General features: G+C 48.4%; 15 protein-coding genes. 14 read left to right on the top strand and 1 reads right to left on the bottom strand.

Annotation, left to right across the window (positions count from 1 at the left end; all coding sequences use genetic code 11):
• Positions 1 to 56 precede the first annotated feature (56 nt).
• The 4 genes from AC3G2T_RS02990 to AC3G2T_RS02975 all read left to right on the top strand — a co-directional run bounded on the left by AC3G2T_RS02990 (position 57) and on the right by AC3G2T_RS02975 (position 4,490).
• Positions 57 to 1,412, top strand: coding sequence for an ABC transporter substrate-binding protein (locus tag AC3G2T_RS02990; protein ID WP_488434487.1), 1,356 nt, complete (start codon positions 57 to 59; stop codon positions 1,410 to 1,412).
• A 75-nt stretch (positions 1,413 to 1,487) separates the two neighbouring features.
• Positions 1,488 to 2,360 (top strand): carbohydrate ABC transporter permease, encoded by an 873-nt coding sequence (locus tag AC3G2T_RS02985; protein ID WP_488434486.1) that lies wholly within the window; start codon positions 1,488 to 1,490, stop codon positions 2,358 to 2,360.
• Positions 2,357 to 3,184, top strand: a complete 828-nt coding sequence (locus tag AC3G2T_RS02980) for a carbohydrate ABC transporter permease (protein ID WP_488434485.1) — start codon at positions 2,357 to 2,359, stop codon at positions 3,182 to 3,184. Before AC3G2T_RS02985 ends, AC3G2T_RS02980 begins: the two co-directional genes overlap by 4 nt.
• Before the next feature lie 19 nt (positions 3,185 to 3,203).
• Positions 3,204 to 4,490, top strand: a complete 1,287-nt coding sequence (locus AC3G2T_RS02975; RefSeq protein WP_488434484.1) for an MGH1-like glycoside hydrolase domain-containing protein — start codon at positions 3,204 to 3,206, stop codon at positions 4,488 to 4,490.
• Positions 4,491 to 4,570: 80 nt separating this feature from the next.
• On the opposite strand, the gene AC3G2T_RS02970 is transcribed toward AC3G2T_RS02975, so the two are convergent.
• Positions 4,571 to 8,296, bottom strand: coding sequence for a carbohydrate-binding protein (locus tag AC3G2T_RS02970; RefSeq protein WP_488434483.1), 3,726 nt, complete (start codon positions 8,294 to 8,296; stop codon positions 4,571 to 4,573).
• 349 nt (positions 8,297 to 8,645) lie between these two features.
• Between AC3G2T_RS02970 and AC3G2T_RS02965 the strand changes: the two genes are divergently transcribed.
• The 10 genes from AC3G2T_RS02965 to AC3G2T_RS02920 all read left to right on the top strand — a co-directional run bounded on the left by AC3G2T_RS02965 (position 8,646) and on the right by AC3G2T_RS02920 (position 23,991).
• A complete protein-coding gene (locus AC3G2T_RS02965) occupies positions 8,646 to 10,442 on the top strand; it encodes a cache domain-containing sensor histidine kinase (protein WP_488434482.1) in 1,797 nt (598 codons plus the stop codon).
• 33 nt (positions 10,443 to 10,475) lie between these two features.
• Complete coding sequence (locus AC3G2T_RS02960) at positions 10,476 to 11,804, top strand: response regulator transcription factor (RefSeq protein ID WP_488434481.1); 1,329 nt, start codon at positions 10,476 to 10,478, stop codon at positions 11,802 to 11,804.
• A gap of 118 nt (positions 11,805 to 11,922) precedes the next feature.
• Positions 11,923 to 12,828, top strand: coding sequence for a carbohydrate ABC transporter permease (locus tag AC3G2T_RS02955; protein WP_488434725.1), 906 nt, complete (start codon positions 11,923 to 11,925; stop codon positions 12,826 to 12,828).
• A gap of 2 nt (positions 12,829 to 12,830) precedes the next feature.
• A complete protein-coding gene (locus tag AC3G2T_RS02950; RefSeq protein ID WP_488434480.1) occupies positions 12,831 to 13,703 on the top strand; it encodes a carbohydrate ABC transporter permease in 873 nt (290 codons plus the stop codon).
• 149 nt (positions 13,704 to 13,852) lie between these two features.
• Positions 13,853 to 15,274: an ABC transporter substrate-binding protein gene (locus AC3G2T_RS02945; RefSeq protein WP_488434724.1), complete on the top strand. Its 1,422-nt coding sequence runs from the start codon at positions 13,853 to 13,855 to the stop codon at positions 15,272 to 15,274.
• 149 nt (positions 15,275 to 15,423) lie between these two features.
• A complete protein-coding gene (locus AC3G2T_RS02940; RefSeq protein WP_488434479.1) occupies positions 15,424 to 17,727 on the top strand; it encodes a glycoside hydrolase family 95 protein in 2,304 nt (767 codons plus the stop codon).
• Positions 17,728 to 17,804: 77 nt separating this feature from the next.
• Positions 17,805 to 20,105 carry a helix-turn-helix domain-containing protein gene (locus tag AC3G2T_RS02935; protein ID WP_488434478.1) on the top strand — a complete coding sequence of 767 codons (2,301 nt, stop codon included), beginning with the start codon at positions 17,805 to 17,807 and terminating at the stop codon, positions 20,103 to 20,105.
• A 325-nt stretch (positions 20,106 to 20,430) separates the two neighbouring features.
• Positions 20,431 to 21,285 carry an ABC transporter permease gene (locus AC3G2T_RS02930; protein WP_488434723.1) on the top strand — a complete coding sequence of 285 codons (855 nt, stop codon included), beginning with the start codon at positions 20,431 to 20,433 and terminating at the stop codon, positions 21,283 to 21,285.
• 28 nt (positions 21,286 to 21,313) lie between these two features.
• Complete coding sequence (locus tag AC3G2T_RS02925; RefSeq protein WP_488434722.1) at positions 21,314 to 22,201, top strand: carbohydrate ABC transporter permease; 888 nt, start codon at positions 21,314 to 21,316, stop codon at positions 22,199 to 22,201.
• Between the two features lie 113 nt (positions 22,202 to 22,314).
• On the top strand, positions 22,315 to 23,991 hold the full coding sequence (locus AC3G2T_RS02920; protein WP_488434477.1) for an extracellular solute-binding protein: 1,677 nt from the start codon (positions 22,315 to 22,317) through the stop codon (positions 23,989 to 23,991).
• The last annotated feature ends 86 nt before the right edge of the window (positions 23,992 to 24,077 follow it).

Raw genomic sequence — 24,077 nt, 5'->3', positions numbered from 1 at the left:
GTTTCTATAATAGGAATTGTAGACCGATGCTATAAGTGAAATGAGGGGGATGGACAATGGCTAACAGGAAAAGAGTGGCGGCGTTCATGCTGATTTCGGCTTTGTCGGCAGGAATGCTTGCAGCATGCGGAGGGGGCGGCGGTACGGCAGGTACTACAGCGGCACCATCGGCCAATGAAGTGGGGGATAAGCCGACCGCACCTGCGAAGAAGGACCCGGTGAAGCTCACCTTTACGACGGTGGCGAACGGAGACTCGGAGTCGCAAGCATTTAAAGAGATCTTCATCAACTATGAAAAAGAAAGCGGTAACAAGGTCGACCTGCAAATTCTTCCCGATGTCACGCAGTATGAGAATATTGTCAAGACTCGCTTCGCGACACAGGATCCGCCTGATATTTTTTATTTCTTCGCCGGTCCGAACGAATATACGACGATGCAGGCCGAGAAAAACCTGGTGGACATGACAAAGGAAGCCTATGTCGGTCAGCTTACTCCGGCAGTCAAAGATTTTTACACGGTAGCCGGCAAAATTTATGGCATCCCGTGGGGCTCCTATAACGCGATGGGTGTGCTATATAACAAGGACGTGTACCAAAAGAACGGTCTTTCCATTCCGAAAACCTATGCGGAACTGCTGGACAATGCCGACAAGCTGAAGAAGGCGGGTGTTACACCGTTCTATGAAGCCGGGAAAACCGGTTGGCCGACGCAGATCTTCTCGCTGGCCGCATTTCAGACCTTCGTCCTGCCGACCATCGGCGGTAACGACGGAGTGAAGAAGCTGAACGAGAATACTTTGCGGCTGACCGATATTCCGGAAATGAAAAAAGTGTTTGAGCGGCAGTACGAGCTTAACACCAAAGGCTACTTGAACAAGGATTTTCTTTCCGGCACGTACGAGAATCAACAGGATGCGCTGGCGAACGGAACGGCGGCGATGGCTTTCCAAGCGGACTGGATGCTCCCGGAAATCTCCAAGCGGTTCGCCGACAAAGTCAATAACATCGGATTTTTCCCGCTTCCTTCGGATAAGGATGCAGGCGTCGTATCGCTATACCCGCCAAAGCAAATATTCGTGACCAAAACGTCGCCCAGAGCCGAGGCTGCCATTGAGCTGTCGCGCTACATGACGAAGCCGGAATCGCTCGCGATCTGGTACAAGTACAATCCGGGCATACCGGTGTACAACGGCGTGAAGGCGCAGCTGTTCCCGGCCCAGGAGGATATTTACAAATACATTCAGGGCGGCAATGGCGTCATCCAAATTCAGCTCAGGCTGCAAGCGGGCTTCTTCGATTACGATAAAATTACACAAGAACTGGTTGCCAAGGGCGATGCACAGAAGGCTGTCGAGCAAATGGATAAAAACTACAGACAAGACGGTAAGAATAAGAAAATTCCCGGATTTTGAGTCAACAAATAATCAATTAAAGGAAGGGGAGATGGAGGCGCCATCCCCCGTTTCCTTTCTTCAGGAGACGATGTCATGTTGAAACACGTACGATATCCGATAGCTTTCATCATTCCGGCGCTTGTCGTTTATTGTGGTCTGTTCGTTTTTCCGGCCATCTCCGGTTTTGTGTACAGCTTTACGGACTGGAGTTCGTACAGCGACGCCATCCAATTTATCGGACTTGATAATTACCGGCAGCTGTTTTCGGAAGGAGTGCTTGGCACAGCTATCCGCAACACGCTGGTTTACGCGGCGGCTGTGACGGTCGGTGTCAATGTGATCGGCTTGATGCTCGCTTTGCTGCTGAACCGCAGCTCCCGCCTGACGCCGCTGCATCGAACTGCTTTTTACATGCCCGTCGTGATCGCGCCGCTTATTGTCGGTTACATTTTTACGGCGATCTACAATCCCGAGCTAGGAATTTTGAATCATTCGCTCCGGATGATTGGGCTGGGTGTTCTGGCCGTCGATTGGCTCAACGATTCCAGGTTTGCGCTGCTTTCAATTATCATGACCGAGCTGTGGCGCAGCTCCGGCTTTGCGATGGTTATTTATTTGGCGGGCCTCAAGACGATACCGAGAGATTTGCTGGAGCAGGCCGACGTCGACGGTGCCGGAGCTGTTCAGAAATTCCGCGCGATTACGTTCCCGCTTCTGGCCACGTCTTTCACGGTGAATGTGCTCCTGACGATCATCGGCTCGCTGAAAGTGTTCGAGACGGTGCTCGTGTTGACAAACGGCGGACCCGGCTACGATACGGAAGTGTTTAATACACTCATCTTCCGTAACTTTTCCCGCGGCAACTGGGGGTATGCAACCGCTTCCGGATTATTCCTGACGGTTATCGTAACGGCTGTCGCCTTCGTCTTTTTGCGGGTACTTCGAAAGAGGGAGGTAGAGCTATGAGAATGCCATCAGGCAAATGGAGCGGGCTGGGGCGAGAAGCTTTATTGATCGTGCTGGTCTTGATCGTCATCGTGCCGTTCTATATGATCACAGTCAATTCCATGAAGGATGTCGGCGAAGCGACACGGTTTAAGCTGACGCCGCCGGGGACAATCCATTGGGAAAACTTCAGGACCGTTTTCCAAGAAGGAAATATTGGGCGGGGCTATTTGAACAGCGTCCTCATCTCGGCCGGAGCGCTGATCTTGACCAATTTGTTCGGCTCGATGGCCGCCTTCAGCATTCAACGCAACAATAGAAGGCTGACTAACGGATTGTATTATTTCTTTGTCGTCGGCTTAGTGATGCCTGTGTCTCTCGTACCGACCATCAAGTTGATGATTCAATTGGGCATTCATAACACATATCACGGAATGATCCTATATTATGCCGCCGTTCTGCTGCCCTTTACGATTTTTCTGATGACAGGTTATGTAAAGACGATTCCGCGAGAATTGGACGAATCCGGAATTATCGACGGCTGCCGCCCCATGCGGCTGTTCTGGACGATCATCTTTCCATTAATGCAGCCAGTGCTTGTCACCGCTTCCCTCCTGACCGTCGTATCCGTATGGAACGACTTCATGGGACCGTTCTACTTGATGACCGACGGCACCAAATGGACGGTGACCGTTTCCGTCTACAATTATGTGGGCAAATACAGCTCGGATTGGAATTTGATTTTCGCCGATATACTTATTGTCATTTTGCCGATTCTGCTGCTCTATTTTTTCCTGCAGAAATATATCGTGGAAGGCATGACGGCGGGCGCAACTAAAGGATAAAAAAGGAGAGTTGTTGAAATTGACCGATAAGCTTCCCTATTATGAAAAGCTGCTGCGGGGCTATATCGTCTCCCAAGCGGATACGATTCTCAAGGAGCCCGTACACTATTTGAAGCATCCCTTTGTAGACCCGGGTTCCGTGTACGACGGCAATTTGTGGGACTGGGACTCATTCTGGGCGGTATACGCTTTATTCAATATTGCGGATGATGGGGACGAGGAGCTCCGGAACCGGTATATTCGCCATGCGAAGGGGAACGTTCATAATTTCCTTGATTATCAAATGGAGGACGGCTACATTCCGATGATGGTTGCTACGGTGGACGGCAACGCTTCGCTGCCGGAGCCGTATCTCAACTATATGCGCCGGCAAGGGCATATCCTGAACATGCACAAGCCGTTTCTTTGCCAGCAGATTGCGATGATCGGCGGTTTTTCCGGTGATTACGAATGGATTCAAGGCGATTACGGGAAACTGGAGGCATATTTCGACTGCTACGACAAAGGATATTTGAACACGAATTGCGGTCTGTATGTGTGGGCGGACGACATTATGATCGGGATGGACAACGATCCGGCGACGTTCGGCCGGGCCCGCTTCTCCACAGCGAATATTTATTTAAATGCCTTCATGGTCGCCGAGTTGCGCGCCATGGGCGTCATTAGCGAACGTTTGGGACGACCGGATCGGCGGGACGCCTACTCGGCGAAGGCTGATCGTCTCGCAGCCGCTATTCAAGCCGAGTGCTGGGATCCGAGAGACCGCTTCTACTACTCCGTTGACGTCGATATCCAAACGCGGCACTTCGATTGGTTTCACAAAGGGCTCGGCGTCTTCTGGAAGACACTTCCGATTAAAATTCGGGCATGGTCGGGCTTCATCCCGATGCTGGCGGGTATCGCAGACAGAGAGCAGGCAGCCAGCCTCGTCGTCCATGCAGCGGATCCGGTCACCTTCAATAGCCCTTACGGAATCGCTTCGCTTGCACAGGATGAGAAAATGTTTGACGTCAGCGCTACGATCAACCCGTCCAACTGGCTTGGACCGATCTGGATTGTGGCCAACTATGTGGTGTTTCGGGGGCTTATGAACTACGGATATGTTTCTGAGGCTCGAGAGCTTTGCGGTAAAATCGTTCGTCTGCTCGGAGAGGATTTGGAGCGCTCGGGTACCCTGCATGAATTTTACGTTCCGCAAACCGGGGAGCCGGTCATGAATGGAGGCTTTCTGAACTGGAACCTGCTCGTGCTGAATATGATCGACGAGCTGGAAGGCAAGCCTCCGATCTGCAGATTCTGGTTGTAGCGGCGGTTAACCCTTAGGCGGTCAATCTCAGCTGCCAAAGGGTTAACCTGCATCAGTGAAACAAGACTACAGCAGAGCGGTTACCAGTTATTCCCGGAAACTTTAACAATAGTAAAGCCAGGGCATTTGTCTTGGCCATAAATGGCCGTAATTCCAGGGTTATTCACTCTTACATTGGTAAAGCTTGCCGAGCCGACGGCCGGTCCTTGCTCGTCTTCCGCTTTGACGACAAGCTTGATGCCATAGCGGGTGGCATTATTGATATTCACGTTCTCTACCCGAACGTTCGTCATTGGAAGGGCTTCCGGATATTTGGACTGGAACATCAATCCGAAGTAAACCGGATTATTGATGTCCACATTTTTGACCCAAATATTTTTGAAGTCTCTGTCGCCACCGAAGAACCAGATCGCGCCGAAATTCTGATAATTGTTGATCTTGTCGTCAGCACCGGCACTGGTCCAGAAATCTCCGCCCGTGCGGTCCAGCGTGACTCCGTCGATGACGGTATCTTTATCGCCGAAACCTAACGTGTTGTACCCGAAGCTTAAGCTGCTGACGGTCAAGCCGGGGTAAGTCAAGGTATCCGCACCGTACAAGTTCTGGAACAGGTTGTCTTGACCGCCGTATACGGCAAAAGCGGCGGCGCGTCTGACGTTGACGGCGGTGAGATTGGTGTATTTGTTGCCTGCATTGTAAGACCCGCCGGCATCGACCGCACTGAACAAGGCGAACGCATCGTCTCCGGTTGCGCGTGCATAGTTGTTGTCGATGATATTGTAGGACGATCCGTTGGTCATGTTGATACCGTCTGCAAATGTGTTTTTGATCCGGTTGTTTCTGAACGTATTGTAGGAAGAGTTGACTCCCCAATACAGGCATATAAAATGCTCGGCCCAAATATTCTCAACGGTTACGTTCTGCATGCCGTTCCCGTCAATAAATTTTCCGGGTCCGTCTACCCGGTATACATAGTTGCCCCAAGCCGACAAGTTTTTGATGATGGAACCGTTGGCGGAGGAACTGATATTGAATCCGACATCGGTATTCGTTTGGTCTTGCGGAGCCGTCAGCTTGGTGTACCACGGGCCTGCGCCGATGATTTCCGTCGCCCGGCCATACAAGAAAACTTTAGACGAAATGGTCCATTGCCCGGCGGGAATGAAGATCCCTTTCTTGGTAGTATCTTGCCTGAATTCCGTCAGTGCTTGCTCAATCGATTTGGTGCCGGACACTTCCACATATTTGGCCGGATCGGGATTTGACGCCGGAGGCGCGACGTTTTCCGTTTCCAGCAAATCGACATAAATCCAAGGAACGTCCCCTGAGTCTTTTTGAATCCGGATTTTGGTATCGGCAGGATAAACCTGGTCAAGCATGAGCTGGGCATCTTCATAGAGCCAGTATGCTTTCGTACCGGAGTTGTTGTATCCAAGCTGTCCGAGAGTGTCCGGCGTTGCGTATACGTAGGAGTACTTGGACGTGACGTTAAAGTTGCCCTTGTCAACGCCGTTCACGTAAATGCTAATCGTTCCGGTTGTGTTCTCCGCAATGGCATTGCGCAGAACGAGAGCATTAGCAGGAGAGGTGAGCGTAAACTCTACATATTTTCCGGTTGCATCGAGATAAACGGCGGAACGTCCGGAAGCTTCGCCTGCAAAATCGCCCGGCAAAAAGTTTGGAGCCAACCGGGTGCCGTTGGTGCTGTTGGACGAAGCCTCGGCTTCCAGGATCGTGAACGGCATGTTCGCTCCGCGCCCGGCATACAAGCTTGTCGTGCTGGTGTTGTTGCCTTGTTTGCTCGCGACTTCGTTGGCATCTGCCGCAACCGTTGTCGTGACCGTGTAGCTGCCATTGACCGCCGTCCATGTGCCGATGGTAACATTGGCGGATGCTCCCGCTGCCAAGGCGCCGGTATAGGAGCCGTTAAAAGTTTGAATCGTTGTGCCCGCAGCGTTCTTAAGCGCCAGCGTTACGGCGTGAGCGCCGCTGGAAGAAGCGATATTCCCCTGATTTTTGAGGTTTATGGTGAAGGTGACCGTGTTGCCGGCGCTTGGATTGCTAGGCGTCCATGAAGTTGTTGCGACCAAGTCGGAGCTTGACACCGGATTAACCGTCATCGAAGCCGGATTGGTGAAGCTGTTGTTCGTCTCGTTCATTTCGATAACGGTGTTGTCTTCGTCGACCTTGGAACTGACGGAATACGTTCCCGCGTTCTGGGCCCCGATAGTGGCCGACACGCCGGCGGATGCTCCCGCTGCCAGCGCCGAGACGGAAGCGGACCCGACTTTCGTCGTTCCCAGATAGAAATTAACCGTCGTGGCCGCAGAAGCAGCCGTGCCGATGTTTTTCACCGTGGAGGTGAGTGTGACGGCGTCGGTTTCTGACGGAGAAGCCGGCGACCACGATATGCCCGTGATGGTCAGATCCGGATTCGATGCGGGAGTTCCGATGACCTCGAACTCGGCCGCTTGCCCTGCAGGCGCGCCGGAGTTGGATGTGAACTTGAGCTGGACCGCGCTGACCGTCGCCGTGACCGGGATGGTCACCTTATTACCGGTTGCGGGATCAAAGGTATAAACGGTCGCGCCAACCAAGTTGTTGAAGACCGTGGAGTTCTGGTCATGTCCCAGCACTTGAATGGTTTGCGTGCGCGTCGACCATATGGAGTCGGGGTTCAGTTTCACCACGACGGAGGTCACACTCGCGTTGGCGCCCAGGTCCGCCGTCAAGGTGTTCGGATATGAACCGCCGGCTCCTTCCCAATAGGTCGACGTGCTGCCATCGTTCGCATTCGCCGCCACGAAATTTTGCGTATTCGAAGAAGCGGTGACCGGCTTGTTCAAGGCCAAGTTGGCCGGAGCTGTAGGCGGCTGCGGATCACCGCCTCCTTGCACAAAATGGATCCAGTTGAGATTGAACCCGCCGCCGCCTGCATAAACGCGGAGCGTTTGCTGCCCGGCGCTCAAGTTCACCGTGGCTGTGACGGTCTGCCAAGTCTGCCAGCCGCCGGTATTCGGCACAGCGGTAGCGGCAAGTGTGGTTGCGTCGGAACGAAGCTGGATCTGACCTGTCGTATTCGGGCTGGCCACACGATATTCAACCGTGTAGGAGCCGGCGGCTTGCACGTTGATGCTGTAGTCCAGCCAGTCGCCGTCATCAATCCAACCGACGTTCAGGCCGCCGCCGGTATCCGACGTCGTTTCCGTCTGGATCCCGCTCATCGCGCTGTAGTTTTCGGCTTCGATTTTGCCCGGGATCACTACCGGCCCTCCGCCGGCGCCGTACACCTCCACCTCTGAGAATTGCCCGGCCGGCCAGACGGTGTTGGCGGTTACGTTAAGCCTGACGTAACGGGTGTTGACAGCGGCGAAGTTGACCGTCACCGTGTTGCCCGAGGCCGGATCAAATGTATACCCGGCGGAGTTGACCATATTCGAGAAAGTCGTGCCGTCGGTACTTCCTTGAATCGATAACGTCTGCGTTCTCGCTTCCCAGCCTGACGGAAGCTTCATGACGATCTGGTCGATCATGACCGTGCTGCCCAGATCCACCTGAATCCATTGAGGTAAGGCATTGTTTGCGCTTTCCCAGTAAGTTGCCTGGTTGCTGTCGTTGATATTTGCCGCTGTGTATGGTGCGCTTGTCGAACTGCTTGCCGTAACAGCTTTGCCAATCGCCAGATTCGGTCCTCCAACTGCCTGGGCAGGTTCAGGTAGTCCGATAGATGTTAGAAAAGTGCCTAATACCATGGTAAGGAAGCAAAGCCAAGCGATGATTCGTCTTTTGCTTTTCACGAGTTTCATCTCTCCTTTCAAAATAAAGTTTCCTCGATTGAAACTCTTAGTTGTCCTTCTCACCCATTATTTGTCGTTGTTTTTGCCTTCCCTCCTCTGATTTGAATGATGATCCGGTGTTACCTTTTGATCATATGGCAGGCTGGTTAAGACATAGAAGTAGTAATTCTATCGATATCGTGTGCGGGATTACGAACTGGCATTTTTGCATGCAATTCAACAAGCGAAAATTCGTTCGGCAGCATGCCTGTCGATCATGTCTATTTCTATGGAATGTATGGTTATTTTTACCGGATATAAATATTTGGAAAATCGGATGCGCGATTTGATATATTATGGATGGAAGGAGGTCATCCGAATGGGGGTAAAACTAACCAATCCATTGACGAAAATGAGCGTGAATCATCAGTTGATCTTGTTGTTTCTGCTTATGATCAGCCCCGTTTTTATTTTGCATGGGTACGGGAATATGAAAACCGAGCAAATTTTAAAGCGAAATGCGGCGAATGCCTATGCGGAGTTGAATAAACAAAATCATGCGTTGCTCAATCGGGATATGGATTCGATCAACAAGATCACAGCGACGATTATTCAAAATCCGCTCACGCAGCAATTGATTCCGACCGAAGCCGACCCCGTTGTCGAGCGGGTCCGCAAATATGAAGCCATGGATAAGCTGCTCAAAAGTTATTCGATCGGCGTCAACGGGGGAGAGGCCGTTTATTTTTCCTTATATGTCTACGATCCTCATGAATACTATTCTTTCGCTCCTCCCAAACTCAGAATCACGACTCAAGCGGGAGTTTTTTTTCTTTCGGACCGAAATACGCCTGACTGGTTTCATGAAGCTGTTCAAAAAAACGGCAAAGGCTACTTGAGAATCATCGATAATTTCGACTCCCCATCGAAACAAAGCACACTTACTTATGTCCGGGCCGTCAACTCTATCTCCCAAGGCAACGGAGTCATCGGCGTGCTGGTCGTAACGAACATAGATAAAATCATCGAGGAGTCGTTCCAAACCGTATCTTTGCCGAATGGCGAAATCTATTTAACCGATTCGTCGGATTTGATTCTCGCGGCGACAACTCCCAGCCTCGGAACCACACTTTCGCTGCCGCCGGGCGCTGGAGACGGAGAGCCGCTGAAAGACACGATCGACGTCATTTCTTCCGGATACATCTATGTGGTGAATTATAGTCACGTCCTTGAGCAAAAACTGGTCTACCGTATTCCGGTAAACTCGCTGCTGCAGCGGCAAAACGAGCTCAAAAAAGTCATCCAATTAATTTCCGTTGTGTACTCTATATTTGTATTTGCCGTCATGATGTATTTTTGGAGATCCTTAATGAATCCGCTGCAAAAATTAGTTGTTTTCGTCAGATCCTACGTGCCGGGTAAAGCGGTGCCCAAGACTCCCGATAAGAAAAGAAATGATGAATTGGGGGTGCTGATTTCTTCCGTTTACGACATGGCGGGCCGCATGAATACCCTCATCCATGATCAATATCAGATGGAGATTAAACAGAAAGAAGCGCAGCTGCAAATTTTGTATCAACAAATCAATCCCCATCTGCTTTATAATACGCTGGAAAGTATTTACTGGAAAAGCTCGTTGGAAGGAAACTCCGAATCGGCGGAGATGATTAAGGCTCTTTCCAAATTGATGAAAATCGGCTTAAGCAGAGGAAGAGAGCTGATTACGCTCAAGGAAGAATTGGAGCATGCGGCCGCCTACGTAAGTCTTCAGAAAACAAGATACGAGGCTGGGTTTCAGGTACATTGGACGATTTCGGATAACGTATGGAAGTATCTCATCCCTAAAATCACGCTGCAGCCGCTTATTGAAAACGCTATTATTCATGGAGTGAAGAATATGGGGGAAGACGGGGAAATCACAATCTCGGCCTTGGAACAAGCTGATAAAGTGATCATCCGGGTCGAAGATAACGGATATAAAGAAGCGGATTACGAGATGATCGAACGCTTGTTGAACGAAGAAAAAACGAATCCGTCATTAGGTTACGGAATAAGAAATATCCATCAAAGGATACAACTGCATTTTGGAAAAACGTATGGGATCAGCTACCGGAAAAGAGAAGAATACGGGACGGAAGTAACGATTATGCTGCCTAAATGTGAAGAACGAGCTTGATTTCAACTACTGCATTTCATGGGGGAGAGCCGCATGTACAATATTTTGATTGTGGACGACGAACCTTTCATCTGTAAAGGGCTCAGCAAACTGCTCGCTTCGTCCGGCTTAAACATTAACATGATCTTGCTCGCGCATAGCGGTTATGAGGCGCTGGATTATTTAAGATTGGAAGAAGTCGACCTGCTCATAACCGATATCCAAATGGGCGAGATGAACGGTATTGAATTGATGCATCAAGCGAAATTAATTAAGCCGTGGGTCCAAACGATCGTTGTTTCCGCGCATGAGACGTTCCAATATGCACAATCGGCCATTCGATTAGGCGCCAAAGATTATTTAATCAAGCCTCTGATCGGCGATCAATTTTTGGATTCGGTCCGAAATGTTTTGCTAAAAATGGATAAACCGATGACGACGCATGAGGAATTCATCGCCAATCTAAACCAGCGATTTCGTTTAGAAGAGCCGCTGCCTCATACCACCGAGCTGTTGAATCGGCTTCTTACCGACCCTGCCAAAGTGTTGACCGGTTCCCCGGCTGCACATAAGCTGAACGGTATCCCTCTGGAAGGACCTTATTTCGCGGTATTAAAAATCAAACTAAACCTGTCGTTGAACCCGGAGGAGCGGAACTTCTCCGCCAAAGACAGGGACTTATTGCAATACGCCGTGTTGAATATTGCCCAAGAATTGTTGGAGGAAGAGGGGAACCATATCACCTTTTACTCACCGGATCAGGAGATTTCCGTCATTCTCCAGTGGGATGAGGAAAAGCATAGGGACAGAAGCATCAATAAAATCAATCAATTGGATATGCTGGGACGAAGTCTGAATTATAACATCCAAAAGTATTTGGCCCTTCCATGCGTTGTGGGAATAAGCCAAATCCTGAATGGGATCGAGTTCCTGGGCGTGTTGAACGAGCAAGCGCAGAAAGCGATCCGATACAGCCGGGAACATCCGGATCATTATGTATTTTATTATGGGGATTTCAACTGGAACAGCTATTCGAAAGACCCGACGGAAGAAGAATGGAACGTACAGCACAACCTGATCGTGGATAAAGCGAAAGCGTATATTGACGACAATTTCGGCCTGAAGGGCCTGACGCTCCACGAAGTTGCCCAAAAGAACCACGTGAGCCCCAATTATTTGAGCTATTTGTTCAAGAAGCAAACGGGATACAATTTGTGGGAATATGTCATGAAATTAAGGATGGAGGAGAGCAAAAAACTGATCCTGACCACCGATCTGCGCCGTTATGAAATATCCGAAAGGGTCGGATACGAATCCCCGGAGCATTTCAGCAAAATATTCAAAAAATATTTCGGGGTCAGTCCGAGCGAATTGAAGAAGTAAGATCACCTATCATTCGCATAGTTTTGCACATGTTCATGTTTCCTCTGCTTTTCTAAAATGGAAGAAAGACACTTAGAAAAGGAATGAGGGAGATCCGTTGAAGCAACCAGCAGCAGCGTTGCAGTCTCAATATGCGGAAACCGGGCGCAAATCCGGAATTCCGCGGATAAGGAAAAAGCATATATGGGGCTATCTGTTTATTTTGCCGGCTGTCGTCTTGTTTGTCTTATTTTTGTGGATGCCGATCATCAAAGGATTCGTTTACAGCTTGTACCATATCGATTTTGTCAAAGGCGACGAATTCGTCGGGCTGAATAATTACCAAAAGGTGCTTCGCGATCCTGATACCTGGCAAGCCGTGAAAAATACTTTATACTACATGCTTCTGTGCATAGTGATCGGGTTTTGGGTGCCCATTGTGTTTGCCATCGCCACTTCGGAGCTCAAAAGATTCCAGGGATTTGTCCGCGTCGCCGCTTACTTGCCTAACGTTCTCCCGATCGTGGTGTTGTACGGACTGTGGAGATGGTTGTATGATCCGGTCGGCCCGATCAATGCCATTCTGGTCAAGCTGGGTTTCGAGCCGGTTTCTTTTATGACGGATACGAAATGGTCGATGGCCTCGCTTGTATTTATGGAAACATGGCAGCAGTTCGGAGCGGCTATGCTGATTTATTTGGCGGGATTAAGCGGCATTCCCCGGGATTGGTACGAAGCTGCGGAAATCGACGGGGCGGGCGTATGGGCCCGGATTCGTTACATTACGCTGCCCTCCCTGAAAAGCTTGATTCTCCTGTTATTCATTCTGCAGTTTATCGCCACCTCGCAGGGATACCAGTCCCAGTATGCCATGCTCGATGGAGGTCCCAACAAAGCGACGTTAACATATGGCCTATTGATTGTAAAAAGTGCCTTCACCAGCCAGGATTATGGTACAGCTTCAGCTTTAGGGGTGTTGATGTTTGTCGTGCTCGGCGGTTTGGCGGTCCTGCAATACAAGTTTTCCAAAAAGGAGGGGGACTGAACATGAAAGGCTCCGAACGCGGCATTCTTTCGGTATACGATCTAAGGAAAAGCACGAATCGAATCGTATATCTGGTCATGTGTTTGATCATCCTCGCCATGGTTTGTTCCATGCTGTATCCCATTGTGATCACATTTTTTAACGGGCTAAAGCCCAATGCGGAGGTCAACTCGTTTCCGCCGCGCTTGTTCCCTTCGGAATGGCAGTGGGGGAACTTCAATCAGGGCTGGAAGTATATTGATTTATTGCTTTTCTTGAGAAATACCTTGATAATTTTTGCCGGCAATATCATCGTTACGTTCCTTGTGTTGGGACTGGCTTCATTTAGCTTATCCCATTTGAAAGTGCCTTTCCATAAAGTCATCAACGCCTTTTTCCTGATTACGCTCTTCATTCCGCCGACTACCTACATCGTTCCCAATTTTATGAACTTGAAGGAACTGGGCTTGATCAATCATTTTGCTGCGTTTTGGTTTCCCGCGGCTGCTAATGCTTTTTATCTGCTCCTGTTAAAAAACTTTTTCGGGGGCATTCATTCGGAAATGTTTGAAGCGGCCAGGATGGATGGCGCCTCCGATTTCACATGCTTTTACCGCATCGCTGTTCCGTTATCGATTCCGATTTTTGCCACATTGGCCATTTTTATTTTTTCCACCGCATGGAATGATTGGTTTTGGCCGTCTATAGTAATGCACAGCGATAACGGGTATCCTCTTGCCACGGCCATTTATAAATATGTGATCAACGTCCGCAGGATGAATTTGAACATCAAGTTTGCGATCTTGTTTATGGTCGCGCTCCCTCCGGTTGTCGTATTCCTTATCTTCCAAAGATTTATTTTGAGAGGAATCCAGCTAGGTGGGGTTAAGGGCTAAAAATGTGGCGAGTTCGAAACGTAAACATGCACATGACCCGAATAAAAATACACCTTTTTCTTGTATAAATTCCGAATTATGATAAATGTGCAGCATCAAAATCACATTGGAAAAGGGGAATTCCTGTGAGCAAACGCAAAGTGACGGCAATGTCAATGTCTCTCCTTGTACTCAGCTCCTTACTGGCCGCATGCGGCGGTTCCAATCAAGGAGCAGGCGCCGACCAATCGAAAAACCCGCCTGCCGCCTCCGATTCCGGCAGTACTGCAGCCGGCAGCGCACCGGCAGAGGACAAGAAGAAGATCACGATCAGCATCTATTATCCAACGCCTGATCAGGTGGAAAAACGGGCACTTGAAGACGACAAAATCAAACGGTTTAACCAGAAGTATCCGAATGTTGAGATCGTCAAGAGCGATTGGCAGTACAATCCGAATGAAATTGGCATCAAAATGGGCGCCAACGAAGCCCCGACACTCTTCAATACATATGCGACGGAAGGCAAATTTTTGGCTGAAAAAGGTTGGGCGGCCGACATTACGGACCTTTTCAACAAATATGAGTTCAAGAATCAGATGAACCCGATCTTGCAAAGGCAATTTTTGATAGGAGACAAAGTGTATGGAATAGCTCAACAAGGCTATGTAACCGGAACGGTCGTCAACAAGAAGATGCTGGACGATAAGAAGGCTGCGGTTCCCGGATACGACTGGACCTGGGACGATATGCTGAACACTGCCAAAGCGGTGGCCGATCCTGCCAAAGGCATTGCCGGCATTGCGCCGATGGGCAAAGGCAACGAAGCGGGCTGGAACTGGACCAACTTCTTATTTGAAGCCGGCGGAGACATTCAGAAGGTTGAAGGCGGCAAAGTCACAGCGACCTTCAATTCGGATGCGGGTGCGAAAGCTCTCAAATTCTATCAAAGTCTGGCCTGGGATGCCAAAGCCATTCCGAAAGATTGGGCTCTCGGTTGGGGCGACGCAGTGAGCGCCTTTGCTCAAGGCAGAACGGCAATGGTGATCGCAGGTCCGGACGGCCCGGTTGACCAGGCGCTGAACCAAGGCGGCATGGAGCCTGCCAATGTTCTTGTTTATCCGATGCCTGCTGCCGATAAAGGGGGGAAACACACCGGAGTTTTAGGCGGAGACTTCCTGGTGATCAACCCGAAAGCAACGAAAGAGCAGCAAGAGACGGCATTCCGTTACGCAACGTTCGACTATTTCTCGGATAAAGGCCTGGCTTCCATTGAAGCAAGCATTCAGCAACGGAAAAAAGATAATAAATATTTTGTTCCCCCGGTCATCGAGTACTTCACGCCGGACTCGGTATACGGTCAAAAGGTGAAAGCCGTATACGACAAGTACGATAATGTGTATCAATACTCCCCTGAGATTATGAAGCTGCTGGACGGGAAACCGGAAGCGCAGTTCAACACGCAAGATTACTATGCGACGATGACAAGTGCGGTTCAAGAAGTATTTTCCAAAAAGGACGTCGATGTCAAAGCCCAACTGGACGAGGCGGCGAAACTGGTACAAGAGAAATTTTACAACCAAATTAAACCTTAATCATGTTCACAATCCGGCTCTGATGTTTAGGGCCGGATTTTTTTAAGACATTCCGCTTGAATAACAGGCTGCATTTACACAGTGAATCCTTAATGATAAAATAAATCATACATGATAAACGATAAATGATGAGTTTAGGGGGATCCTGCTTGGATGATTTGAAACTGTGGTATTCCAGCGCCGCTTTGGACTGGTCGCAAGGGCTCCCTATCGGTAACGGTAGATTGGGGGCCGTTCTTTATGGGGGGATCGATAAGGAAATCTGGAGCATGACGGAAGTCACCTACTGGTCAGGACAATCGGAACGGATCGAAAGCCATTCCAAGGGCAAAGCCGATCTTGAGCAGATGCGGCAGCATTTTTTTGCAGGGGATTTCAAGCATGGAGAAGAACTGGCCCAGCGTGCGCTGCAGCCTAAAAAGCAAAATTTCGGGACTCATTTGCCGATGTGTCAAATCGTTCTTCGTACCGAGCATCTTGCAGATGATTTCTATCGTGAATTGAATCTTGATAACGCTCTCATACATACTTCCTACAAAGCAAACGGACATATCCACAAGCGGGAAATGTTCGCTTCACACGCCGATAACATTGTGGTTTCCCGATTATGGAGCGAGCAGCCGGGAGGGGTTTCTTTTTCGATTGGCGTGGAAGGGCAAACAGATCGTTTTACATGCTGGCCGGAAAGAGACGATACGATTGCCTTTAAAGGGCAAGCGACTGAAACTATGCACAGTAACGGTCAATGCGGCGTGCTCTGTCAAGGGATGCTTAAAGTGGTGATTCAAGGTGGAACGATTTGTGCAGGTACCGATCAACTTGCGATAAAAAATGCAGATGAAGCCTGCATCTACTTTGCGGTCAACACGGATTATGGAAAAAGCGATGAAGACTGGCTGCATGAATCTGAACGCCAACTTGAACTAGCTGCGGCCCAAGGATATCCGAGACTCAAAGAAAATCACATTGCCGATTACCGCAGCTTGTTTGCCAGAGTAAATATAGACTTAGGTCATTCAAGCTCTTCCCGCTTGCCAACCGACGATAGAATACGGATACTACGGACCGGCCAAGACGACGACCCGCAATTATTTGCATTATTTTATCAATATGGGCGATATTTAATGATTTCCGGCTCGCGGGCTGACTCCCCATTGCCCTTGAACTTGCAGGGGATATGGAACGATGGCGAAGCCAATCGCATGCAATGGAGCTGCGATTACCACCTGGATATCAATACGCAAATGAATTACTATCCAACGGAAGCAAGCAATTTGGCAGAATGTCATCTTCCTTTAATGGCTTATATTGAGCGATTGGCGGTTGCCGGCAAAACGTCAGCTCAGCAATTTTATGGATGTATTGGCTGGGTGGCACATGTATTTTCTAATGCATGGGGCTTTACAGCTCCTGGATGGGAGACCTCTTGGGGATTGAATGTTACCGGCGGCTTATGGCTTGCATCCCAACTGCGAGAACATTATGAGTTCAACTTGAATCGGGAGTTCTTAGCGGAACGGGCATATCCGGTATTGAAAGAAGCGGCAGCCTTTTTTCTGGACTATATGACTATACATCCGCAATATGGATGGCTCGTAACAGGACCGTCGAACTCGCCGGAAAATAGCTTCTATGTAGAAGACGGCGAGCACCAATTGTCAATGGGGTCTACGATCGATCAAATGCTGGTGCGGGACTTATTCGTCTTCTGCTTGGAAGCCTCTGAGCTGCTGCAGGGCGATTTCGAATGGCAGCAAAGGCTGAAACATGCCATCGCATTACTGCCTCCGCTGCTTATAGGCAAGCAGGGGCAATTACAGGAATGGCTTGAAGATTATGAAGAAGCCCAACCGGATCATCGGCATCTGTCCCATTTGGTCGGCTTATATCCAGGCAGTCAAATCACCTTAAGAGGAACGCCGGAACTGAGCGCAGCTGCCAGACAAACATTGGAAAACCGTATGCAGCGTGAAGAGCTGGAGGATGTTGAGTTCACGGTGGCTTCCTTCGCAACCAGCTTCGCCAGATTGCAGGATGGCGCCAAAGCGTATAAACACTTAACGCATTTGATCGGTCAATTATGCTTTGACAACTTGCTGACGTATTCCAAACCGGGCATTGCCGGAGCGGAGAAAAACATATTTGTCGCAGACGGAAATTTTGGGGGGACGGCAGCTATAGCGGAAATGCTGGTGCAAAGTCATGCCGGTGAAATTCATTTGCTTCCGGCACTTCCCGAGAAGTGGCATACCGGAAAGGTTACGGGCATGCGGGTGAAAGGCAACGCAGAAATAAGCTTGTTCTGGGAGGATGGGGAATTGGTTGAGGCCGTTCTTCATGCATTCTCGGAGCGGCAGACTTTTCTTCATTATCGGAATCAGGCGGCAAGCATTGTTCTTGAGCCTGGATTCGTGTATATCATTGACAAGCAACTGAATGTAACAAGGCGTTAATACGCGCATAAATACCGGCTGGACCTATAACAGAAGAGGAGTGTTTCGAAACTTCCAACTTGGAAGGGAGAATGGCCATGCCAAAATATTCGCGTTTATTTCGAAGATTTCTGATCTCTTATATGATTATCTTGATCATACCGAGTATAGCCGGCTACATGTCGTACCGTACGGCTATCGCTGTCACGCAGTCGATATCCATTGAGAACAAAGTGACGCAGCTTCAAAAGAGCCAAGAAATTTTGGAGCGGAGAATTGCGGAAGTGGAAAGTTTTACAAGACAGCTTGCTTTAAATCAGGATTTAAGCGTGCTTTTGAACGAAAAAATGGTGGATGAGAAAGCGAATGTGTATGGTATATGGAAAATCACGAGAGATATTAAGGCATACAGCCAAACCAACGATTTTTTGAAACATTTTTACATTTATTTGAATAATTTTAACGTCATCCTCACGCCGGGAAATGCTTATTTTCGGCCTGAACATTATTATCAGACCTCACATTACAACAATCTGTCGTTAGATGAGTGGAAAAGGACGGTATTGGAAAAAACGCACAGAAGCGAAATGATGCCGTTAAGTCCCTTCATCAGTAATGGTGTACAGAGCTCCGTGATCACCTTTATGCAGTCCCTCCCGTTAGACAGCTTTAACGATTACCCGCCGGCAGCGGTTGTCACGATCATTGACCAACAAACGATCAACAGCCTCTTATCCGGACAAAGGGATGCGAATGGCGGGTGGACCTATATCAGCGATGCGAGGGGTCAAACCATTAGTTTGCAGGGTATCAGTCAGTCTGAAATCGATCAATTGTCGGTGGATAGCCGTTTCGATAAGGCGAAGATCAGTCAATTTTATAAAGATGACCTGGTGATTACGATCCGCTCCCAATTAACAGGCTGGGTATACAGTACGGGAATTCCAAGATACGCTTTAATGGAAAATGCGAATAAAATCAAATACATTACATGGTCCGTGACCGGTGTTGCCCTAATTATCGGACTTCTCATCGGTTTTTTACAATCTTATCGTAATGCGGCGCCGATCAATAGGCTGCTGAGCGTGATGAAAGAGCAGTTTGGCAAGGACGCAACGGTGGGGCGGAATGAATATGATTTTCTGCAAGGGAACATGCGCAATATCATAACCAACAACAAGCGTCTGGAATCCGAGCTGAATCGTCAGCTTCCCTTGATCCAGGATGCTTTTCTTAAAAGGCTGATTGCAGGAGAATTTCAATCCAGGGAAGCGATTATTTCCGCCGCCTCTCAGGCGAATACGGGGCTTCACATGAATGCCGGATATACCGGAATCTTGCAGATCAACGGATACTCAGGCTTGGACAGCGTTGAAATTCTCAATGAGCTGAATGCCGCCAGACTCGTCTTGAAACAAATTTTGCTCGATATTAGCGGTTACTTGCATATACATATGACCGATTTGGGATCAGATCGTATAGTCGTCATCATCACGCCGAAAGACGAAAGCGAGGAAGCCGGCAAGGAAGATGTCGCGCAATTGGTTGCTGCGCTAACCGATGTTGCCTTTAATGAGTATCGGATCTCCCTTACTGCGGCATTAAGCGATTCCTTTGCTTCCGTTATGGAGATTAGCCGTTCTTATGAACAATCGAGGCAGGCTTTGGAACACGCCGCATATATGAATAGAAAAGGAATCGTTTGGTTTAGCGATACGCGTGTCGATAGTCTCACGTACTATTACCCGATGGATGTGGAACTGCGATTGATGAGTACAATCAAGGCTGGAGACGTGGGTGAAGCCGAACGAATCGTTCAGTCCGTTATCGAGCAGAATACGCAAAACCGGGAGCTTTCCATGGTGATGAAGCTTCAGTTTATCGGGGAATTGAAAGGCACACTGCTCAAATTGCTTGATCACAAGGCGCTTATGGAAACCAATATGGTTGAGAAAGTCAAAAATCGGATCTTAAGTATCCAGCCGCAGGAAGCAATTGAACTTATTTCGCGCGAAATCAGTGAAATTATCGTAACCCTGTGCAGTCTCATCACGAGTAAAAAGAACGATGCTCATATTAAAACGGTAAAGCAGATTAACGATTATATCGCAGAAATGTATAAAGACCCGGATTTGAATTTATATCGAATTGCCGAGAAAGTGGAGCGTCCTGAAAAATACATCTCCCAATTGTTTAAAGAGGTGACGGGGACGAATTTATCCGATCATTTGGAAAAAGTGAGAATGGACCACGCCGCTGACTTATTAAAGAGAAACACGTATAGTGTTGATGAAATAGCATCGCATGTCGGCTATAATAGTTCACACACGTTTCGCAGGGCGTTCAAACGGGTTATGGGAGTATCGCCCAGCTCGTTCAGACAATCCGCAGAACAATGAAAATCCTAATCGCTCATGCGGTTAGGATTTTTTTGTCTGGAACGGCTGGACGGCGATAATTGGAGGTTCAAAGGGAGAAAATGTCCTGGGAAATCGGGTTATTTGTTCGCAAAACGACGCAATTGTACCTATACGGTGGACGTTGTCCCCCCCTATAATCAGTCGTATGGTAAGCGCTATCAAAAAAATACGGGAGGCACTAGGGGGGAGCGGTTTGGAAGAAAGCATTGTCATTGAAAGCAGACCGGCAGTGCCAAAAGAAAGAGGAGGCTTCTTTTTCTCGGCAGCAAAGAGTTTTAAAAAGCATTGGCAGCTTTATGTCATTGTGGTACCGCCGGTATTATTTTTCCTTGTTTTTAAGTACTATCCGATGTTGAATGCCGTCCTGGCGTTTAAGGATTACAACGTTACCAAAGGAATATGGGGGAGCCCTTGGGTGGGATTCAAACATTTTAAGTTGTTTTTTGATAACCCGATATTTTGGACATTAATGAAAAATACGATTTTAATAAGCGGATATTTATTAATTGCCGGGTTTCCAATCCCTATTTTGTTAGCTTTAGCTCTAAATGAAATACGCAGCGGAAAGTTTAAGCGGCTGGTCCAGTTGGTATCATTTGCTCCCTATTTTATTTCCACTGTCGTCATGGTATCCGTCATTATGCTTTTTCTGGCCCCCAGGCTGGGATTCGTAAATGTCGCTATGCACCATATGGGCCTGCCCTCCATCAATTTTCTCGGAGAACCCGGAATGTTTCGCTCGATTTATGTTGGGTCCGATATTTGGCAAACCGCCGGTTATTCGGCGGTCATCTTTTTGGCTGCGCTCGCCGGAGTAGATCCGGCGCTTTATGAGGCGGCGAAGGTAGACGGCGCATCGCGCTTTCAGAAAATCCGTCATATCGATTTGCCCGGCATCATGCCGACGATCACGATTGTTTTTATTTTAAATGCGGGCAGCGTAATGTCCATCGGGTTCGAAAAGATCTATTTGCTGCAAAATCCGCTTAACAAAATAAATTCTGAAATTATTGCTACTTATGTCTATCAAATCGGATTATTGAACGCTAACTATAGCTTTGCAACGGCAGTGGGTTTGTTTAATTCCGTTATTAATTTGATTCTTCTCCTTGTGGTAAACATGATGGCGAAGCGATTATCCAACACAAGTATTTGGTGAAATAGAGGGGGGAGCCAGATTGAACGCGATGAGATCTACGATTAAGGATTCGGTTGGAGACAAGCTATTTATGATCGGCATTTATACAATATTAAGTCTTGTATTAATCGTAATCCTTTATCCGCTCATTTATATTCTAAGCAGTTCGTTCAGCAGTCCCTCGGCGGTCACATCCGGCCGGGTCTGGTTATGGCCTGTAGAATTTTCTTTCAAGGGATATGCAAGTTTGATGGATAATCCCAAAATCGTGACCGGCTATGCCAATTCGCTGTTTTATACGGCTGTCGGCACGACTGTCAGCGTAGCTCTTACGGTGATGATTGCTTATCCGCTATCGCGTAAAACTTTTTTCGGCCGGAATGTACTGATGATGATGATTACGTTCACGATGCTGTTTAGCGGCGGCCTGATTCCTACCTATCTGGTTGTGAAGCAAATGGGACTTATCGACACGAGATGGGCTTTATTACTCCCTAACGCGATATGGGTATGGCAGGTGATCATTACAAGAACTTTCTTTCAAGCCTCGATTCCGGCCGAATTGATCGATGCAAGCGAAATGGACGGATGCAGCGATATGAGGTTTATGTGGAGCGTGGTGATCCCGTTATCCAAACCGATTCTTGCCGTTCTTGTGTTGATGTATGCGGTAGGTCAATGGAATGCTTATTTCGATGCGCTCATTTATTTGAAAACCGCTAACCTGTTTCCGCTTCAGCTTGTTTTACGCAGCATTATCATTCTCAACAATAGCTCGAATGTGACGGATGCGTTAAAGCTGGTGGAAAGACAGCAGTTGGCGGAGCTTTTGAAATATGCCTTGATCGTCGTGGCAACGCTCCCCGTACTCATTATTTATCCGTTTGTGCAGCGCTACTTCGTACAAGGGATGCTGGTTGGTTCCGTAAAAGGGTAGCGGGAAGAGGGAACGATGCTCGCCTCGAAGAATTGAAAGGGGTGATCTCTATAGGATAATGACAAATGACATTCTTTTGCCTGGCAGACCAATTAAAAAGGGAGCGGTTTTACATGAAAAGAAGATCAATCATCGCATTGTTTTTCGTCTTAATGGCAAGTCTATTTGCTGCCGCCTGTTCGAAAAACGACCAAACACCGGCATCGTCGAAATCTTCTGCAGAACCGGCATCGTCCAGTGCGGCACAAGCCGGCAAGCCCGTAGAGATCAGCGTTTTTGCCCAGCAGGCCAATGACATTGATCTGAATACGAACCTTTTTACGAAACATTTGGAAAGCAAATTCAACGCAAAGTTCAAGTTTGAGATTATCCCCTATGACGGAGCCAAAGAAAAGCGGCAAATTTCGCTTGCAAGCGGCGACTATCCGGAAGCGTATATGTTAACTGCCTATATCGATCAATTCTCGCAAGCTGATCTTCTGAAATTTGGCAATCAAGGTGTCCTGCTTCCGTTGAATGATCTGATTAATCAGTATGCGCCCAATATTAAAGCGGCGATGGAAAAGGATTCCACGTTCAAAAGCTTTATCACCGCCCCGGATGGTAAAATTTATGGACTTGGCGCTTACACACAGTGCTTCCATTGCTCCTATCCGAACAAGATGTGGATCAATACGAGCTGGCTGAAAAAATTAAACCTTGAGATGCCAAAAACGACCGAGGATTTCAAGAAAGTGCTTGAAGCTTTCAAGAAAAACGATCCGAATGGCAATGGCAAAGCCGATGAAGTTCCGCTTAGCGGCTCGATCGAAGATTTCGGCGTGCGCGTCATTCCATTCCTGATGAACGGGTTCATCTACGACGATGACCGTAATTATTTGAACCTCGTTAACGGGAAAGTAGATACTGCGGCCAATAAGCCGGAGTGGAAGGAAGGACTTACTTTTATTAAATCCTTATATGATGAGGGATTGATCGATCCCGGGGCGTTCACGCAAAATGCCGAAGCCTTCAAGAAAATCGGCGAGAACGCAAACGGACAAATTTTAGGTGCGGGCGCCGGCATGCATCCTGCCATATTCGTGAACATCGATAAAGGAAATAAAAATTCCGCCGATTATAATCCTGTTCCTCCGCTTACAGGTCCTCATGGTTCATTGGCAACAAATGACGGAGGCGGTCTGACTCCGGGCGCCAAATTCGTCATTACGAACAAAGCGAGCAAAGAAGCGCAAATCGCATTGATCAAAATGGTGGATTACATGTTTACCATGGAAGGCCAAACGAATGCGGCATCGGGGATGGAAGGCATCGACTGGAGAAGACCGAAGGAAGGCGAGGTAGCGCTCGGCAAAGGCGTTAAGCCTCAAATTGCGACGATTCCTGCCGTTGACGGTCAGCCTCCCCGCAATGCAGGATGGAGCGGGATGGGCCATTTCTACCAGCCTAAGGAATACAGAGACAGCTTCGTGCAAGGGACAGATATTTACGACTCGGCTAACTACGAACGCAGACTGTACGATGCGACGCTCTTATATCAAGGCCATGAGCCGAAGGAACTTTTCCCGATGTGGGCGATTTGGATTGATCCTGCACTCACCGATGAGGCCAGTATTTTACAAACCAATCTTAAGAACTACATTGAGCAAAGCGCGCTTCAATTTATTACCGGAAACAAAGATCTGAATAAAGATTGGGACGCTTATGTAAAAGGGTTGGAGAATTTGAAACTCGGCAGGTATCTCGAAATTTTGCAGAAAGCGTATGATGCCGCCTCTTTTAAAAAATAGCGATGGTTAATGTCAGGTCAGGTGTTTTATCCGGAAATAAAGCATCTGACTTTTTTACGGCGAATTTATTGTGAAAAAGGGGATGA

It is taken from the genome of Paenibacillus sp. sgz302191 (assembly GCF_057749925.1).
The sequence above is the reverse complement of the archived record's forward strand: the minus strand, read 5'-3'. Positions and strand labels throughout refer to the sequence as shown.

Bases quoted from the DNA above. Each gene is read 5' to 3' on its own strand.
- AC3G2T_RS02920 (WP_488434477.1), top strand. From the start codon at position 22,315: ATGAAAAGAAGATCAATCATCGCATTGTTTTTCGTCTTAATGGCAAGT.
- AC3G2T_RS02990 (WP_488434487.1), top strand. From the start codon at position 57: ATGGCTAACAGGAAAAGAGTGGCGGCGTTCATGCTGATTTCGGCTTTG.
- AC3G2T_RS02985 (WP_488434486.1), top strand. From the start codon at position 1,488: ATGTTGAAACACGTACGATATCCGATAGCTTTCATCATTCCGGCGCTT.
- AC3G2T_RS02945 (WP_488434724.1), top strand. From the start codon at position 13,853: ATGTCAATGTCTCTCCTTGTACTCAGCTCCTTACTGGCCGCATGCGGC.
- AC3G2T_RS02950 (WP_488434480.1), top strand. From the start codon at position 12,831: ATGAAAGGCTCCGAACGCGGCATTCTTTCGGTATACGATCTAAGGAAA.
- AC3G2T_RS02965 (WP_488434482.1), top strand. From the start codon at position 8,646: ATGGGGGTAAAACTAACCAATCCATTGACGAAAATGAGCGTGAATCAT.
- AC3G2T_RS02980 (WP_488434485.1), top strand. From the start codon at position 2,357: ATGAGAATGCCATCAGGCAAATGGAGCGGGCTGGGGCGAGAAGCTTTA.
- AC3G2T_RS02935 (WP_488434478.1), top strand. From the start codon at position 17,805: ATGCCAAAATATTCGCGTTTATTTCGAAGATTTCTGATCTCTTATATG.
- AC3G2T_RS02925 (WP_488434722.1), top strand. From the start codon at position 21,314: ATGAGATCTACGATTAAGGATTCGGTTGGAGACAAGCTATTTATGATC.
- AC3G2T_RS02970 (WP_488434483.1), bottom strand. From the start codon at position 8,296: ATGAAACTCGTGAAAAGCAAAAGACGAATCATCGCTTGGCTTTGCTTC.
- AC3G2T_RS02960 (WP_488434481.1), top strand. From the start codon at position 10,476: ATGTACAATATTTTGATTGTGGACGACGAACCTTTCATCTGTAAAGGG.